Origin of the sequence: Shewanella sp. SM69, from assembly GCF_025653985.1 — a bacterium.
Classification (GTDB): Bacteria; Pseudomonadota; Gammaproteobacteria; order Enterobacterales; family Shewanellaceae; genus Shewanella; species Shewanella oncorhynchi.
Genome location: NZ_JAKKRV010000019.1, coordinates 12,771 through 30,830, shown reverse-complemented (window position 1 = coordinate 30,830; position 18,060 = coordinate 12,771). Strand labels below are relative to the sequence as shown.

Genomic DNA, 18,060 nt, shown 5'->3' with positions numbered 1-18,060 from the left:
TACCTCTACTTACACATTGGGAAGCCAAGCGCTTCGCGTGCCTGATAATAAGATTCAGCGACCGCTTTCGCCATAGTACGAACGCGTAAGATGTAGCGTTGGCGCTCGGTAACTGAAATGGCATGGCGGGCATCGAGCAGGTTGAAGGCGTGTGAGGCTTTCATCACTTGCTCGTAGGCGGGCAGAGGTAAAGGTTTTTCGAGCGACAATAAATGCTGACACATTTTTTCGCACTGATCGAACAGGGTGAACATAAAGTCCACATCGGCGTGCTCGAAGTTATAGGTCGATTGCTCGACTTCGTTTTGATGGAACACATCGCCATAGGTGATTCGGCCCAGTGGACCATCGGTCCATACGAGATCATAAACACTATCTACGCCTTGGATATACATGGCCAGACGCTCTAGGCCATAGGTGATTTCACCTGTGACAGGGCTGCATTCGATGCCGCCGACCTGTTGGAAGTACGTAAACTGAGTCACTTCCATACCATTAAGCCAAACTTCCCAGCCTAAGCCCCAAGCACCTAGTGTTGGTGATTCCCAGTTATCTTCTACAAAGCGGATATCGTGGATTTGAGTATCAATACCCAGTGCTTGCAGTGAGCCTAAATACAGCTCTTGAATATTGTCAGGAGAAGGCTTCAACACGACTTGGAATTGGTAGTAGTGCTGCAGGCGGTTAGGATTTTCACCGTAACGACCATCCGTAGGGCGGCGCGATGGCTGCACATAGGCACTGCTCATAGGTTCAGGCCCTAAAGAACGTAGGAAAGTTTGTGGGTGGAATGTACCAGCGCCGACTTCCATATCTAGAGGTTGAACAATTGCACAGCCTTGCTGTGCCCAATATTCCTGCAGGGTGAGAATGAAACCCTGAAATGTTTTTACGTCGTGTTTTGTCGTCATGTCTACTTGTCTACTGCCGTCAGCCTGAATAGAAAATGGGTTCGATTATACCTTGTAGATATCTGCTTATGTAGGTTATTTTTTACCTTCTTAATTAAAACGATAAGGTTATATGTCATGGAAGAGATCCGCTGTGGCTGGGTAAGTGATGATCCCTTGTATCGTGAGTATCACGACAAAGTGTGGGGGCGACCTGTTTATGATCCAAAGGAGCTGTTTGCTAAGTTGTGTTTAGATGGTCAACAGGCCGGATTATCTTGGATAACTATCCTGAAGAAGCAACAAAATTATGAACAGGCCTTTGCTAATTTTGAACCTGAGATTATTGCGACTTTCGATGAGGCGAAGGTAGAGGAGCTCATGTTGAATCCCGGTATAGTGCGCAATCGCTTGAAGGTGAACTCTATCATCAAGAATGCTAAAGGTTATTTAGCCTATACTGCCGATGGGAAGGATTTCTCTGCATTTTTATGGGGCTTTGTGGGCGGAAAACCCATAGTTAATCAGATTACGGCAATGTCGCAGGTTCCTGCACAAACACCAGAATCTGAAGCCATGTCAAAAGCGTTGAAGAAACTCGGATTCAATTTTGTCGGCCCAACCATTTGTTATGCCTTTATGCAGGCGGTGGGTATGGTGAACGATCATCTTGTCGAGTGTATTGCTTATCAGGCCTGTGTCGATTCTTGTGCCGGACTGCATAACCACGAGTAACATTAATCGCAGAGCTTGCCTATGTTGAAGTAGGGATTGGGACTTGTCGTGGTATTAGAAGCCTAGAGATAAAAAAGCATGTTCCACGTGGAACATGCTTTTTGTTATTCGCAGGAGTTAGTCATCACTCTTATAAAGTCTAAATGGCCTTATAGAAAAGCGACAATTTCATTTTGTCTTGAGGTCGAACTTAGAGTTTCTCAAAGAAAAACGGCTTACGCTGTTCTTTATCTCCATTAAGTTCATTCATAGTCTCTGCATCAAATAACTTACCATTGACCATAGTATGAGTGACTTTGTCGGTGACTCGAATGTCGGCTAATGGATCACCATCAATAACGATCAAGTCTGCGAGCTTACCTTCTTTGATAGAACCGAGTTGCTGCTCCATGCCAAAGGTCGTCGCTGGATTAATGGTGGCCGTTTTCAACACTTCCATATTGCTCATGCCGCCTTGGGCAAACATCCACATTTCCCAGTGTGCCGCTAAACCCTCACGTTGGCCGTGAGCGCCGATATTAGGATGAACACCTAACTTATTGAGCTCGTTAGCCACCTTAGCAACATTGAAATGATTGTAGTGGCTCTCTGGAGCATGGGGGCGTCGCATTGATCTTGCTTGCAAAATATCGGCTGGCACATACATGGATAGGCGTGGATGGACCCACACATCGGTTTTATCATACCAGTAGTTTTCACCAGAAATACCACCATAGGCGACTACTAAGGTTGGGGTGTAACCAACTTGAGTCTGGCTCCAAAACTGTTTGATATCGTTATAGATTGAACCAACGGGGAGCGAGTGCTCAATCGTAGTATGGCCATCGGCGACCATGCTTAAATTATGTTGCAGCAAACTGCCACCTTCTGGGACAACCATCATTTCAAGTTCACGCGCTGCGGCTATGACCTGTTGCCTCTGATTGCGGCGCGGTTGGTTATAACTTTTTACGCTAAAGGCACCGACTTTTTTCAGGCGTTCCAGATGAAACTTGGCATCATCGAGCGAGTCGATATGTGACGTGTAACCCGGTGCATTTGCGCCATAGAGTATGGTGCCGGTGGAGAATATTCGTGGGCCAACAATATTGCCTGCTTTTTGTTGCTCAGATGCGGCAAAGATTTCTGTGGTGTCATTCGAGGGATCGTGAATCGTGGTGACACCCAAGGATAAACCGGAATACAGCGCCCAGTTCTGTTGTGGCACAATTTCATCATCTGCTTGCGGTCCATGGGCGTGGGCATCGAATAGTCCTGGCATAATGGATTTGCCTTTGATGTCGATGATCTGCGCATCCTTAGGAATCGCAACATTGGCTTCACCTACGGCGACAATATGATTGTCTTTGACTATGACCACACCATTATCAATCACCTGGTCATTTTCCATCGTAATCACTTTACCGCCGACGAAGGCGATTGTTCCACGTGGAACATCGGCCTTTTCGGTAAAGCCTAAATCGATAATGCTTGGTTGTGCCTTTTCATCTTTGTCGCGATATTGAGTGTCAACCTTGGCTTGGTACAACTCGGGGCCAAGAGTCCAATATAGTTGGTCGCTTTTACTGTTCCAACTGATACTTTCGCCCGCACGGGTACTCAATTGGCTTACGGGTAGATTGCTGGCATTGGGGCCAATCTCAACTGTCTCGCCGTGTTTAGCAAAAGGTGTTACCCAAACTTTAAAGCGTTCAGCAAAGGCGAGTTGCTCACCATCGGGTGAAACCCTAAATTCAGTTGCATGTTTGCTGCTGTAATGAACCCGCTTATCGAAGCCGTCTAAATTGATCGATGATAACTGTGGCGTTTCATCTTCGCTGCTATTCATAAAAAAGACGCGATCGGCATTGGCACCGAATTGAGCTTGATAGCCATCTGCACTGATCTTGTTATTTTGTTTACCTTTGATATCGACTTTATAAAGTCCAGGTTCCTGCGACCAAGTTCTCGGAGTGAGATTACCACCTTGAGTTTTACGATACACAACAAGTTCACCATCGGGTGAAAAGGTGGGTTCTACGTACTTTCCTGGCTCAGATGTTAGCTGCTTAGGTTTGCCCCCTTTAGCGCTAATCACTTGTACTGTGCCTTGGTCTTGGTCATTCCAAGTGGTGAAAACAATATTTTTGCCATCGCGGGACCACTGTGGATAAAGCTCCGCGATATTGTTATCGAACTCAGTTAAGCGTGACATTCTGCCGTCGGGTAAGGATTTTAACCAAATCTTACCCAGTGCTTCGAATACGACTTTGTTGCCATCCGGTGAGACTTGCGCCATACGTAGCATTTTTACATCGAAAACGTCTTTATCGATATCTTGCTTAAAGCGCACTGAGGGCTGTACGGCTAACTCGGTTTTTACACTAAAAGGAATGTCGGTGAGCATTTTATTGGCAACATTCAGGCGGTTAATCTTTCCTTTGGCCCAGAAGAAAATATCCTTGTTATCTTGAGTCCATGCCATTGTTGGGTAGACGCCATGAATGGCCCAAGTCTCTTGCATATCACGGTCAAGTTCGCCAAACAGCTTAGTCGTCTCGCCTGACTTAAGGTCGAGTAGGTAGAGTGATGACTGAAAATCATCGCGCTTAATATAGGCGAGCTTAGTGCCGTCTGGGCTCGGCGTTGGCCGAATCGCACCACCAGTGCCTTCGATTAAAACTTCAATCTCACCAGTTTGAGTATCGTAGCGTTTGATTTTATAGATACCGTTGACCGAATCCTTTGAGTAATGGAAGGTTTTACCCGGCGTGTCATCCTGACTAAAGTAGATATAGCGACCATCGGGAGAATACGCGGGTTCACCTAAATCTTTCTCATCATTCGGGCGTTCGGTCAATTTGACGCCTTCACCACCCGCTACGTGATATAGCCACACTTCACCCGCGCCTAAGCTGCGGCTGGCAGTAAAGTGCTTACGGGCAACCAGATACTGGGAGTCTGGGCTCCAAGCTGGACTGTTTAGTAGCCTGAAGGTTTCTTGGGTGACTGTTCTTGGGTTTTTACCATCGGCATCCATAATCCAAATGTTATCACCACCATCGCCATCGGACGTAAAAGCAATGTGCTTGCCATCGGGGCTATAGACGGGCTGCATCTGCCAAGCTATGCCTTGGGCTAATGGCTTAGCTTCACCGCCTGTTACTGGAATTTGGTAGATGTCACCGAGTAAGTCGAAGACGATATATTTACCATCTGGGCTGACACTCAAGTTCATCCAAGTGCCTTCATTAACATCAACTTTGACTTGCACTAAGGGAGCATTCGCTGGAGCGTTAACATTCCAAGTCGATTCTTTCGTTTCTGTGGCGTTAACTGCGAGGGTATTCATCCCAAGAGTGAGGGCAATATAAAGCGGGGTAAGTTTAGAGTTAAACATGTCACTTCCTGTTATCGTTCTTATGGGCTACATGATCGGTATTAATCACAAGATAAAGTTTTGTTAATACTTGGTGTAGTTATCGCATAAATAGATAGGAAGGAAAACGTAAATACTGTTTCAATTGATGTTCGAGCTAGAAAGCTGATATTTATATTAGGGTTGGGAAAACAGAAATAGAACCAAGTTATTTGGTTCTATTTATAGAGGAGTATGGAGAACTAGCTGAGATAGGCTGATTGGATTAGCGAGGAAAGAAAATTGCTATCTCATCACCTAGGTGGATCATGGCATCATTTAATACCCTGCATGTAACACCTCCTCGCCAATCTGGGGTGAGTGCGGCTTCTAAACCGACATGTGCAATTTCCATTTTTTTACAGGGATCGGTCTCACCTGTAATTTCAAGTAGTAACTCACCAATTTGTAAATGTTTACCAACATCTGCACTGCTAAATACCAGACCATCAACGAGCAGATTTGCTCTGCGAGTCGTCCAAGGCAATTCTGCCTCGATAGCACGACAGGCTTGTTGCCATTGTAGTTTGGAAAGCACAGTGACTTGGCGTTTGCCAGGACGACCAAATACATCTTTCTCTACACCATTTAACTGGGTGACATTGGCACAGAGAACCTCATTCATTGGGCCGCGCTTTACAGTTTTATAGGCAATTGCCAGCAGTTTTGGCATAGTTCCTCACATCCTTTTTTAATGATTAAGTCGCTAAAACGATACGACTTAAAGTCCTTTTTTGATCAAATATTGGTATGGCGTCTGAGCCGTTTCGCTGGCGATAAGGGTGTGATCCATAAACTCACAGAAGCTTGGAATATCGCGTGTCGTTGCAGGGTCATCGGCAATGATCAGCAGTGTCTCGCCTGCAGCCATTTGTCTTACCGTTTTACGCACCATCATTACAGGTTCTGGGCAACGTAAGCCTAGTGCATCGAGCCTATGCTGTGCGGTTGAGAAAGCATCGTTCATATTACCTCTACTGAACGGTTAAGCAGAATTAGCTAATGTTACTCCAGCCCCCATGATAAACCAAGTTGGTGGTCTCAATTTGTGATGTGGTTTGATTGGTGTGCTTTTTGTCGTTACCAAAGCTAGAGATAAAATGTTCCACGTGGAACAAACTTATGGCTGATAGTAATTAACATTACTCAACGGCTTTATCAGCAGCGCTTTGAGATTGAGAGATTGGATGGATGACAGCTGTACTATTCTCTGGTGCTAAATCATTTGCTGCCGCCATAGTTTGTTGCTGCAATTTGGACGCCCGTTTGTAGCTATACATTTTTTGATCGGCTTTATGAATTAAGCTATTGGCTTCTTCATATTCATAGGGGCCAGTATCTGTAATGCCAAAGCTTAAGGAAATATTGTTTAGACTGAGTTTTATTTTTTGATTAAACCGAGTGATGAAATTCTCGCGAGCTTGTTCCTCACGACAGTTAGGCATGATGATACAGAACTCATCTCCACCATATCGAAAACATTGATCTTCAGCACGAGTGGTTTCTTTAATCGCTTTTGCGACAGCACAAAGTACTTCATCACCTGATCTATGGCCTTGAGTGTCATTAAATAATTTAAAATCATCTACATCTAAGTAGATGACACATACGGGCTCGGCGCGTCTTTGGGCTGCTCTGAGTATGCGAGTTGCGGTTTCTTGTAAGTGCCTTACGTTGAGCAAACCTGTTAAGGGATCGGTTTGCGAGAGTTCTTCTAACTGCTGTGTTCGCTCTTTGACTTTGCTTTCCATGCTTTGGGCATATTTTTCGGCTTTATCCTTAGCGTTCTCAATCTCGGAGACTAAGCTGCGAATATATGTATCGAATACTAGTGTGACATCAAACAGCACGAGTTTATCAATTGCGGCTCGAATACGTTCGGCTTGACGTACATCTTGTACTGAGCTGTTGATCACTGCATAGATCAACTCCTTGAGAGTGTGTACTGCAGACAGGTAAAGTTTGGGTTCAACACCAATGCGTTTATGGACTAAACCAATCCGCAGGCGATTGTTTACGTACTCAAGATCATAAATACCATTAAATAAATCAAGCACATATCTTCTCTGTGCGGTACGTAGGCGGGCAAGGGTGTCTGAGTCTCCAATCAAGAGCGCAATTTCTGACACACTGGTTTGTAAGCCGTAAAAGTCATCGACAATTTTATCGATGTTTTCTTCAATGATGGGCTTAAAGGATTGCAGTGCCTTTACGTCTGCCCCTGTAAAAGAGAAGAGCGCCTTACGAGACTCGATCTCCAGCTCAGTGATCCGCATTTGTTCGAAAAGGGTCTGTTCCGTTTGTAGCATCTGGCATTCCTCTGGTAAAACAACGAATTGCATCCTTGCACTACACTGCCTAGATTTGGCTGATGATTGCTTGCCTGTTGTCGTCCACAATAGCCAGTAATGCCCTTGTAGTTAAGTCGATAACGGACTGATTTTCAAATGAACAGCAGAAGAAATGAGAAATATTAATATTTATGATGGCAGAAGATTTGGCATAAAAAAGCCGGAACAAGTTCCGGCTTTGATGATTATTTGATTAACGAATTAAACGCGTTCGAACACGGTGGCGATACCTTGGCCTAAACCAATACACATGGTCGCTAAACCTAAGGTCGCGTCTTTGTCTTCCATCAAGTTGATCAGCGTCGTAGAGATACGCGCACCTGAACAACCCAGTGGGTGACCTAGTGCAATCGCGCCGCCGTTGAGGTTGATTTTGTCGTCAACCACATCCGCTAAACCTAAATCTTTCACACAAGGTAAAGACTGAGCAGCAAACGCTTCGTTAAGTTCAATCACATCTAAATCGGCAACTGTGATACCGGCACGAGCCAGCGCTTTTTGCGTAGCAGGAACTGGGCCGTAACCCATGATCGCCGCATCACAACCCGCAACCGCCATAGAGCGAATACGTGCACGAATCGGCAAGCCAAGTGCGCGCGCTTTAGATTCTTCCATGATTAACATGGCTGAAGCGCCATCAGACAGTGCAGAAGAAGTACCCGCAGTGACAGTACCGTTGACTGGATCAAATACCGGACGCAGTGCTGCTAGAGATTCCATAGTCGTTTCTGGGCGGATCACTTCGTCTTGCAGGACTTTAATTAAGGCACCGTTAGCATCGTGACCTTCAATGCCATAGATTTCCTTGGCAAAACGGCCTTCAATCGTCGCAGCATAAGCACGTTGATGAGAACGTACTGCAAAAGCATCTTGCTGTTCACGGGTAATACCGTGCAGTTTACCCAGCATTTCAGCGGTTAAGCCCATCATGCCAGAGGCTTTTGCCACGTTATTAGCAAGACCTGGGTGGAAGTCGACACCATGGCTCATAGGCACATGGCCCATGTGTTCTACGCCACCAATAATAAAGGTGTCGCCCATGCCAGTCATAATCGCACGCGCCGCTTGATGGATAGCATCCATTGACGAACCACATAGGCGGTTAACCGTCACAGCGCCAGCGGTCTTTGGAATGCCGGCTAATAGTGAAGCATTACGGGCAATATTGAAGCCTTGCTCTAGGGTTTGTTGCACACAACCCCAAATCACGTCTTCAATTAGGTTTGGGTCGAGTTGCGGATTACGCAGCAACAGACCTTTCATCAATTCGGCAGACAGAGTTTCTGCACGTACATTACGAAATACGCCAGCCTTTGAGCGGCCCATCGGAGTACGGATGCAGTCTACGATAACAGCTTGTTTCATGATTAAATTCCTTTCCCGCTAATTAGGCTTGGTAGTAGCTACCGTTATTGGCTGCTAATGTACGCATCGCATCTGTGACTTGATACAGACCGCCCAAGTGAGCATATTTGTCTGCTAAGGCCACAAAGTTTGCGACACCCATGGTATCCAAATAACGGAACACGCCGCCTCTGAATGGCGGGAAACCTAAGCCATAAACTAGGCCCATATCCGCTTCGGCTGGTGATGCGACAATACCTTCTTCTAAACAGCGCACGGTTTCGATGATCATAGGGATCATAGTACGGGCAATAATGTCATCGGTTTCAAAGGTTTTTAACTCGCCAAAGGCATCTTTCAATAGGCCATAGCTCGTTGGATCGACATCTTTCTTCGGTTTACCACGGCTATCGACTGAATAGACATAGAAACCTTTGCCATTTTTCTGGCCAAGACGTTTGTTCTCAAACATCACATCAATCGCATCAGTGCCTGATTTACCCATTCGATCAGGGAAACCTTCAGCCATAACGGCTTGGGCGTGATGACCTGTGTCTAAACCCACTACGTCGAGCAGGTAAGCAGGGCCCATTGGCCAACCGAATTGTTTTTCCATTACCTTGTCGATTGCAGCAAAGTCGCCACCTTCGGCAAGTAAGCCATTAAAGCCTGCAAAGTAAGGGAAGAGTACGCGGTTAACGAAGAAGCCTGGGCAATCGTTTACCACGATTGGGGTTTTGCCCATTTTGCTGGCGTAAGCCACAACAGAGGCGATGGTTTCTTCAGAACTGTGCTCACCACGGATAACTTCTACCAACGGCATTTTGTGCACTGGGTTGAAGAAATGCATACCGCAGAAACGCTCAGGTTTCTTCATGCTCTTAGCGAGCAAGTTGATTGAAATCGTTGAGGTGTTTGACGCGATAATTGCATCTTCACTCACATAGCCTTCAACTTCGGCTAAAACCTGTGCTTTAATTTTTGGATGTTCAACAACGGCTTCAACGACGACATCACTGTGTTTGAGCGCAGCATAATCTAATGAAGGCGTGATGTTGTTCAGCACTTTGGCCATTTTTTCTGGCGTTGAACGACCACGAGCAACTTGGGCAGACAGCAGTTTGGCGGCTTCATTGAGGCCTAAATCTAATGCTGGCTGGGCAATGTCTTTCATGACAATCGGTGTGCCTTTGCTGGCGCTTTGGTAGGCGATACCGCCGCCCATAATGCCAGCACCTAATACGGCAGCGTTTTTCACTTCTTTGGCTAATTTACCCGCTTTTTTCGCTTTGCCTTTAACGAATTGATCATTAAGGAAGATACCGATAAGCGCTTTAGCAACGTCAGTTTTAGCCAGTTTGATAAAGGCTTGATGCTCGATTTGCAGTGCTTCGGTGCGGCCTTTAGTCGATGCTTGCTCAATCACGCTTACTGCGGCCATTGGTGCTGGGTAGTGTTTACCCGCAACAGCAAACACCATGCCTTTAGCAGTGGTGAATGACATCATAGCTTCGAGTTTTGGCAGCGTTAGGGCAGACAGCTTGCGGTTACGACGCGCTTGCCAATCTAACTTTTCAGCAACAGCATCTTTGAGCATTTGAATCGCAGCCGCTTCTAATGCTTCTGGCGCAACCACAGCATCCACAGCACCGACTTTCAGTGCATCTTCAGCGCGTTGGTCGTTACCTGTGGTGATCCATTCAAGTGCGTTATCTGCACCAATCACACGTGGCAGACGAACTGTGCCGCCAAAGCCTGGGATGATGCCGAGTTTAGTTTCAGGTAAACCGATTTTGGCTGTGGTATCTGCGATACGAAAATCCGTTGCCAGAATGGTTTCACAGCCGCCACCTAAGGCAAAGCCTTTGATTGCAGATGCTGTTGGGAAAGGTAAGTCTTCGAGTTTGTTGAAGACAGCGTTGGCTTGTTCAACCCAAGAGAGCAGTACGGCGTCATCTTGTGCGAATAGGCCTAAAAATTCGGTAATGTCGGCACCCACAATAAAGGTATCTTTACTTGAGGTCAGCACTAACGCTTTGATATTGGAATTTTGCTTGATGCTGTCTAATGCGGCATCGAGCGAAGCGAGGGTTTCTCTGTCGAATTTGTTCACCGAACCGGGTGCGTTAAAGCACAGCTTGGCAATATTATCCTCGAGTAACTCAACTTGAATTGTAGGACTTTGGTAGATCATTGCTTGCTTCCTTTTGGCTTAAAAGTGATACCCACCATTATGTGTTGGTGCTAGTACGACTCTCTATCTCACAGCAGCTTCGGCCATCATTTGACCAGTTGTGTGCCAGTGTGCTTCGAAATTCGATAAATTACAACACCCAATTTAAACGACTGTTTAATTTCTTGTCGGCTAGAGTGATTTTTCACCTTTGTGATACACTGCACAGAGTGTAGAACACCTAGAGTGCGTTAAATCACTTTGCGGATAAATAGGTCTTTGCGGCTGTTTTCCTTAGACGTTTAAACGCTGCAGCCATGCTAGGGTTGAATAGAATTATTAAAAATAATCATGATGTTATCGCTTTAATGTTCTTTATTGAGCAGCCATGTATTTTAGATTGAGTGACAGTTTAACGTTTTGATTGAATCTGTTGTTCATGATCAGATTAAGATTATGTGGGCAAATTTGGCTCATAATATTAACTTTTATTCATTGCAGGAGATGACAAATGGATCAGTTGGCTCATCACTATCGTGCCCATATTGCCGAGTTAAACCGCCGAGTCGCAGAGATTTTGTCTCGAGAAGCCTTGTCTGGTTTAGTGATCCATTCGGGTCAACCGCATCGGATGTTTTTGGATGATATCAATTATCCCTTTAAAGCAAACCCGCACTTCAAGGCATGGTTGCCAGTGTTGGATAATCCGAATTGCTGGTTAGTCGTCAATGGTCGCGATAAGCCGCAGCTGATTTTTTATCGTCCTGTGGATTTTTGGCACAAAGTATCCGATGTGCCGGATATGTTCTGGACCGAGCATTTTGATATTAAGCTGTTAACTAAGGCCGATAAGGTCGCTGAACTGTTGCCCAAAGACACTGTTAATTGGGCTTATTTGGGCGAGCATTTAGATGTAGCCGAAGTGCTGGGTTTTACCAGTCGCAATCCTGATGCTGTGATGAGCTATTTGCATTACCACAGAACCACTAAAACTGAATATGAGCTGGAATGCATGCGCCGCGCCAACCAAATTGCAGTGCAGGGACATTTGGCGGCTAAAAATGCGTTTTATAACGGTGCGAGTGAGTTCGAGATCCAACAGCATTATTTATCTGCCGTGGGTCAGAGCGAAAATGAAGTGCCCTACGGCAATATTATCGCTCTTAATCAAAATGCGGCGATTTTGCATTACACCGCGCTTGAACATCAAAGCCCCGCGAAACGTTTGTCTTTTCTTATCGATGCGGGCGCGAGTTACTTTGGCTATGCCTCTGATATCACTAGAACCTATGCCTTCGAGAAGAATCGTTTCGATGAGTTGATCGCCGCGATGAATAAGGCGCAGCTTGAGCTCATCGACATGATGCGCCCCGGTGTGCGTTATCCTGATTTACACTTAGCGACTCACGCTAAAGTCGCGCAAATGCTATTGGATTTTGATTTAGCCACGGGGGATGCCCAAGGTTTGGTTGATCAAGGCATTACCAGTGCTTTCTTCCCCCATGGTTTAGGCCACATGTTAGGTTTACAAGTACATGACGTGGGTGGCTTCTCCCACGATGAGCGCGGTACCCATATCGCTGCACCTGAGGCCCACCCATTCTTGCGCTGCACCCGCATTTTAGCGCCAAACCAAGTGCTGACTATGGAACCTGGGTTATACATCATAGATACTTTGCTCAATGAGCTTAAACAAGATAGTCGTGGCATGCAGATCAACTGGCAAACGGTTGATGAGTTAAGGCCTTTTGGCGGTATTCGTATCGAAGATAACGTCATAGTGCATCAAGATAGAAACGAGAACATGACCCGTGAGCTCGGCTTAGCCGATTGATGTTTGAAAATAGATTAGGGCGAATTCGTGCTCGAAAGTTATAACGTTCCCTGTGATGAAATCGTCATTGAAGAAGAGATAAAGCATAGTCGCTTTATCTCTTTTCTCTTTCATTGCGATAGTGTCGATAAATTAAAGTTAGTACTTACTGACATAAAGCGTGACTATCCCAGCGCAAGCCACTATTGCTCAGCTTTTGTTGCTGGCGCACCGGATGATAGCGTCTTGATTGGTTCGAGTGATGACGGTGAGCCCGCTGGCAGTGCTGGTCGCCCTATGTTAGCTGTGTTGCAAGGGGCACATATTGGCGAAGTTGGCGCTGTTGTCGTGCGTTACTATGGCGGTACTAAGCTAGGCGTAGGTGGACTCGTTCGGGCTTATACGTCGGGCTTAAGGCAAGGCTTGATTCAATTACCGACGCGACTCAAACAGTTACGGTATCCCGCCAAGTTGCATTGTGATTATGCGCAGCTGCGCGATGTCGAGCATCTATTACAGCAAGTGGATGCCGTGATCATCGATAAGCAATTTGCCACAGCGGTCGATATTGTGTTTGAGATAGGGCGAGAGCAACAGGCAAGGCTTTGTGAGTCGCTGGCGACACTGAGTCAAGGAAGTTTGAGGCCCGAGTTTGAGCTGTGATGCCTGCGTAAATTATGCCAAAATAGCCCAAATGCTGAAAATACCTTTACAGCCAATGGAATAATTGAACTCGCGTAATGCAATATAAAACCATAATTAGAATCATAGGCCTGCTGATTGGTTTATTTTCAATCACTATGCTGCCACCAGCACTGATCGCTGTTTGGTATAACGATGGCGGCGGCACGGCGTTTATGCAGGCATTTTTTGTTAGCCTATTTATTGGTTTTTGGCTCTGGTATCCAAACCGCCACTGCAAAGAAGAATTGCGTACGCGAGAGGGCTTCCTGATTGTCGTGCTGTTCTGGACTGTACTGGGTTCTATTGGTGCCTTGCCGTTTATCTTTTCGAGTCAGCCAGACTTAAGCTGGACAGACAGCTTCTTTGAATCTTTTTCTGCGTTAACTACCACCGGAGCCACTGTCATTGTCGGGCTCGATTTCCTACCTAAGGCCATTTTGTTTTACCGCCATATGCTGCAATGGCTTGGCGGCATGGGGATTATTGTGCTTGCAGTGGCTATTTTACCTGTGCTCGGTGTGGGAGGAATGCAGCTTTATCGCGCTGAAATTCCGGGGCCTGTGAAAGACAGTAAGATGACCCCGCGGATAGCCGAAACTGCTAAAGCACTGTGGTATATCTATTTACTGCTAACGATTTCCTGCGCGACGGCTTATTGGTGGGCGGGCATGAGTATTTTTGACGCCATTTGTCATTCATTTTCGACCATAGCCATCGGAGGTTTTTCGACCCACGATGCCAGTATGGGCTATTTCGATAGTCCTACTATTAATCTTATTTGTGTGTTCTTTTTAATTGTTTCTGCGGTTAACTTTAGCGTGCATTTTGCGGCATTTTCACGACGTGGGATTAACGTTAGAGTCTATTTTAAAGATGCTGAATTTAAGATGCTGGTGGCGATTCAACTTATTCTCACAGCGATTTGTTTCTTCACGCTTTATCGTTCTGGTATTTATGATTCGCCAGAAGAAACCTTAGATCATGCTTTATTTCAGGCTGTCTCAGTTGCCACTACGGCTGGATTTGGCACTGATAGCTTCCATCTGTGGCCATTATTTTTACCCATACTATTAATGTTTTCGAGTTTTATCGGTGGTTGTGGTGGCTCAACTGCGGGTGGGATTAAGGTCATTCGAGTAATTTTACTGCTGTTACAGGGTTCCCGTGAATTGAAACGACTCGTTCACCCTAAGGCAATGTTTTCGATTAGGATTGGCTCTAAAGCCTTACCCGACCGCGTGGTTGATGCTGTTTGGGGATTCTTTTCTGCCTATGCGCTGGTGTTTGTGATTTGTATGCTTGCACTCATGGCGATGGGATTAGATGATATTACGGCTTTTAGTGCCACGGCGGCATGCTTAAACAACTTAGGCCCAGGTTTAGGTGAGGTAGCGAGCAATTATGCCAGTATTGGTGATGGAGCCAAGTGGGTATTGGTCGTGGCTATGCTGTTTGGTCGCCTCGAAGTATTTACCTTACTGATTTTGTTTACGCCAACTTTTTGGAAGAATTAATCATGCAGACGTTAATAATCTATTCGACGATTGATGGCCAAACATTGGCAATTTGCCAAAAAATGAAGACGATTGCTGAACAGGCGGGAGAGCAGGTTTCGCTCGTCACATTAGAGCAGGCGGAAGCGTTGAGCTTAGTGGATTTTGATAAAGTGCTGATTGGTGCCAGTATTCGTTATGGTAAACATAGACCAGAGCTTTATCAGTATGTGAATCGCCACCATGCAGTGCTAGATACTAAGATTAATGGTTTTTTTACCGTTAACGTAGTGGCGCGCAAACCCTTAAAAAATACGCCTGAAACCAATCCTTATATGCAAAAGTTTCTCAAGCTTTCACTGTGGCAACCCCAGCTGTTAGAAGTGTTTGCGGGCAAGATTGATTACCCTAAATACGGTTTCTTCGACCGGACCATGATACGTTTTATCATGTGGTTGACTAAAGGGCCAACGGATATCACTGGCACTTTTGAGTTTACCGATTGGGCAAAAGTCGATGCCTTCGGTAACCGTTTTAGCCAACATTAAAAACCATTAAGCCCTAATCACTTGCAAGAGGTTAGGGCTTAAATTTAGGCTAATTTTGCAGTTTTAGGCTGCGCAGTAGCGGCTATGCAGAATCGAAATCACTTGGGTGACTTGCTCGTTCTTGAGTTTATAGTAAACAATCTGCGAGCTCTTACGGGTATCCACGAGATCTTCTGCGCGTAATACAGCTAAATGCTGGGATAGGGCCGACTGACTTAATGGCACTGTGGCGTTGAGCTCGGTTACGCTCAACTCTTTGTCTAGTAATAGACATAAAATCATTAGGCGATAAGGGTTCGCTATGGCCTTGAGCCATTTAGCCGCACTTTCCGCATTAGTTACCATTGCATCTACATCTATATCATTTTGCATAAGGTCACTCACTTTATCGCTTTTTATTAGATAATTCTAATTGAACACATGTGTTTACGCAATCATACTGCTCGGCAATGCAGATCTCAATTTTTGCATCTCAGAATATGAGATACGACTGATTTGTGATCCTATCAGAGGTTTATTTAACGTAACCTTGCCACAATGGTGGTATTACTCAGTGGATCGGGAATTGTCTATGACACGCGTCCTCGTACTTTATTTTACCCGTGGTGGCCATACGGCCAAGATTGCCAGTGCAATTGCCGAGCAATTAAGATTTCGTGACGCTAAGGTTGACCTCATCAATATCAACAGTGCTGCCGCGACTTGTATTAATTGGCCTGATTATGATGTCGTTGCCTTAGGTGCCTGCGTGCTCTATGGCACCTATGATAAGAGCGTTTTTCAATTTATTGAGCAGCATGCACAGGCTCTGGGCGCATTGCCAAACAGTTTTTTCTGCGTCAATGTTGTGGCGAGAAATCCTGAAAAACGTATCCCTGCAAATAATAAATATCTGCAAAAGTTCATTGCGTTATCGCCATGGACGCCTGCTGATCTTAAAATTATTGCGGGCAAAGTGGATTATCCTTCATGGCCTTGGTATGACAGATTGGCGATTCAGTTGATTATGAAGATGACTAAGGGTCCAACTGATCCTAAGTCAGTTATCGATTATACCGACTGGGCAGATGTGAAAGTCTATGCTGATCATCTGTTGGAATTAGCTGACGTTACTGCAACAGCTTAATAAAAAAGGCGCTTAACAAGTTAAGCGCCTTTTTAGTATTCAATCTCTACTGAATTAGTACTTCCAGAAACTCGGGTGGAACAATACCGCCACGGTTAAGATTTCTAAACGACCGAGGAGCATGCCGAGTGACAACGCCCATTTAGCGACATCGGGTAGCGTTGAGAAGTTACCTACAGGGCCAATAATCGGGCCTAAACCAGGGCCCACGTTAGTGACTGCCGTAATCGCTCCCGTGAAACTGGTCATAGGATCGAGACCCGTGAGCACTAAAATCACTGACAAGCCCACAATCACCATCACAAACAGCAGTACGAAAGTGATCAGAGAGCGCACGATATCATCACTGATGATGCGGTTGTTGTAACGTTCCCTAAAGATACCGTTTGGATGACATTGCTGTTTCAATTGCTCGCGCATAATGGCCCCAGCAATTTGAAAACGGAAGATCTTAATCCCGCCCGAAGTGGAGCCAGAGCAACTACCGACAAACATTAAAAACAGGAAGGCGATATTGGCAAAGGCGCCCCAAGCACCGTAGTCCGTTAAGCCATAACCTGTAGTGGTGACTACCGATACCACGTTAAAGCTGGATAAACGCAGTGCATCTAGAAGCTCAATGTCGCGGGTTTGCCACAGCCAGAAGCCAATAGAACAAGATACAAATGTGAGGAAAAATAAGAAGCCTTTGACCTGAGCATCGTTCCAAATCCGTAGATCCCTTTGCTGTATGGTTTGTACAAACATGAGTAATGGCAAGCCACCTGCTGCCATAAAGAAAATCCCAACCCAGTGTGCAGAGTTGGAGAACGCCGCCATTGAGCTATCTGAGGTCGAGTAGCCACCAGTCGAGAGGGTGGTCATTGCATGATTGATGGCCTGAAACCAAGTCATTCCCGCCAGATGATAGGCAACACAGCAGATACTCGTTAGTAAAATATATATAAAGAATAAATACTTAGCCATGCTTTGGGTGCGAGGTACTGCTTTATCGCTCCAATCGGATGATTCAGTGCGGAATAGCCGCATGCCGCCAACGTTTAAAAAGGGCAGAATCGCCACCGCCATTACGATAAAACCAATCCCACCTAGCCATTGCAATAAAGAGCGCCAGATTAAGATACTGTGATCCATAGTATCCAACCCTGAGAGTACAGTAGAACCTGTGGTCGTGATGCCGGACATGGTTTCAAAGAAGGCGTCGGTATAACCAATACCGTGATAAAGGGTAAATGGCATGGCCGCGAATAGGCTTACGATCAACCACGTTAGGCTGGTTAGCAGGAACATATCGCGGATATTGAGGTTAATGCTTTTGCTCTGGCCATTGTGTAAACACAGGCTTGAGCTAATGCCTGTGACTAATGCCGACACCATAAAAGAGCCCACCGTTTCCTCACCTTTGTATGCGGCGAGGAGCAGTGGGATCAGCATGAAAGCTGTCAGCATGGACAAAAACAGCCCTAAAATAAACAATAGCGGTCTAAAGTTCAGCATAAGTTGGCT

The 18,060-nt window shown here is 45.7% G+C and carries 15 protein-coding genes; 6 read left to right on the top strand and 9 right to left on the bottom strand.

Annotation, left to right across the window (positions count from 1 at the left end; translation table 11 throughout):
* Nucleotides 1-5: 5 nt before the first annotated feature.
* The gene (glyQ, locus tag L5M37_RS20165; RefSeq protein WP_219235734.1) at nt 6-911 is read right to left on the bottom strand and encodes a glycine--tRNA ligase subunit alpha; all 906 of its coding nucleotides are present in this window, start codon (nt 909-911) and stop codon (nt 6-8) included.
* Nucleotides 912-1,028: 117 nt separating this feature from the next.
* Here glyQ and L5M37_RS20160 point away from each other — a divergent pair, with 117 nt between their 5' ends.
* On the top strand, nt 1,029-1,625 hold the full coding sequence (locus tag L5M37_RS20160; protein ID WP_263201705.1) for a DNA-3-methyladenine glycosylase I: 597 nt from the start codon (nt 1,029-1,031) through the stop codon (nt 1,623-1,625).
* Between the two features lie 190 nt (nt 1,626-1,815).
* On the opposite strand, the gene L5M37_RS20155 is transcribed toward L5M37_RS20160, so the two are convergent.
* The 6 genes from L5M37_RS20155 to fadB form a co-directional block, all read right to left on the bottom strand.
* Nucleotides 1,816-5,004 carry an amidohydrolase family protein gene (locus tag L5M37_RS20155; RefSeq protein ID WP_263201704.1) on the bottom strand — a complete coding sequence of 1,063 codons (3,189 nt, stop codon included), beginning with the start codon at nt 5,002-5,004 and terminating at the stop codon, nt 1,816-1,818.
* Between the two features lie 244 nt (nt 5,005-5,248).
* Complete coding sequence (locus L5M37_RS20150; protein ID WP_113941403.1) at nt 5,249-5,695, bottom strand: MOSC domain-containing protein; 447 nt, start codon at nt 5,693-5,695, stop codon at nt 5,249-5,251.
* Nucleotides 5,696-5,743: 48 nt separating this feature from the next.
* Nucleotides 5,744-5,989, bottom strand: a complete 246-nt coding sequence (gene tusA / locus L5M37_RS20145; protein ID WP_105250817.1) for a sulfurtransferase TusA — start codon at nt 5,987-5,989, stop codon at nt 5,744-5,746.
* A 175-nt stretch (nt 5,990-6,164) separates the two neighbouring features.
* Entirely contained in the window at nt 6,165-7,331 is a 1,167-nt protein-coding gene (locus tag L5M37_RS20140) for a diguanylate cyclase domain-containing protein (protein ID WP_198573722.1), read from the bottom strand.
* A gap of 243 nt (nt 7,332-7,574) precedes the next feature.
* Nucleotides 7,575-8,738 (bottom strand): acetyl-CoA C-acyltransferase FadA, encoded by a 1,164-nt coding sequence (fadA, locus tag L5M37_RS20135; RefSeq protein ID WP_014609502.1) that lies wholly within the window; start codon nt 8,736-8,738, stop codon nt 7,575-7,577.
* A gap of 22 nt (nt 8,739-8,760) precedes the next feature.
* On the bottom strand, nt 8,761-10,911 hold the full coding sequence (gene fadB / locus L5M37_RS20130; protein WP_263201703.1) for a fatty acid oxidation complex subunit alpha FadB: 2,151 nt from the start codon (nt 10,909-10,911) through the stop codon (nt 8,761-8,763).
* Between the two features lie 490 nt (nt 10,912-11,401).
* Here fadB and pepQ point away from each other — a divergent pair, with 490 nt between their 5' ends.
* The 4 genes from pepQ (at nt 11,402) to hemG (L5M37_RS20110) (ending at nt 15,428) form a co-directional block, all read left to right on the top strand.
* A complete protein-coding gene (gene pepQ, locus L5M37_RS20125; RefSeq protein WP_263201702.1) occupies nt 11,402-12,724 on the top strand; it encodes a Xaa-Pro dipeptidase in 1,323 nt (440 codons plus the stop codon).
* A 27-nt stretch (nt 12,725-12,751) separates the two neighbouring features.
* Complete coding sequence (locus L5M37_RS20120; protein WP_263201701.1) at nt 12,752-13,366, top strand: YigZ family protein; 615 nt, start codon at nt 12,752-12,754, stop codon at nt 13,364-13,366.
* 77 nt (nt 13,367-13,443) lie between these two features.
* Complete coding sequence (locus L5M37_RS20115; protein WP_105250821.1) at nt 13,444-14,901, top strand: TrkH family potassium uptake protein; 1,458 nt, start codon at nt 13,444-13,446, stop codon at nt 14,899-14,901.
* A gap of 2 nt (nt 14,902-14,903) precedes the next feature.
* Complete coding sequence (gene hemG / locus L5M37_RS20110) at nt 14,904-15,428, top strand: menaquinone-dependent protoporphyrinogen IX dehydrogenase (protein WP_168827577.1); 525 nt, start codon at nt 14,904-14,906, stop codon at nt 15,426-15,428.
* Nucleotides 15,429-15,491: 63 nt separating this feature from the next.
* Here hemG (L5M37_RS20110) and L5M37_RS20105 read toward each other — a convergent pair whose 3' ends face one another.
* On the bottom strand, nt 15,492-15,800 hold the full coding sequence (locus L5M37_RS20105; protein WP_105250823.1) for an ArsR/SmtB family transcription factor: 309 nt from the start codon (nt 15,798-15,800) through the stop codon (nt 15,492-15,494).
* A 199-nt stretch (nt 15,801-15,999) separates the two neighbouring features.
* Between L5M37_RS20105 and hemG (L5M37_RS20100) the strand changes: the two genes are divergently transcribed.
* Nucleotides 16,000-16,554, top strand: coding sequence for a menaquinone-dependent protoporphyrinogen IX dehydrogenase (gene hemG / locus L5M37_RS20100; protein WP_263201700.1), 555 nt, complete (start codon nt 16,000-16,002; stop codon nt 16,552-16,554).
* 54 nt (nt 16,555-16,608) lie between these two features.
* Here the strand turns inward: hemG (L5M37_RS20100) and L5M37_RS20095 are convergent, their stop codons facing one another.
* Entirely contained in the window at nt 16,609-18,051 is a 1,443-nt protein-coding gene (locus L5M37_RS20095; RefSeq protein ID WP_113941395.1) for a TrkH family potassium uptake protein, read from the bottom strand.
* Nucleotides 18,052-18,060: the final 9 nt, after the last annotated feature.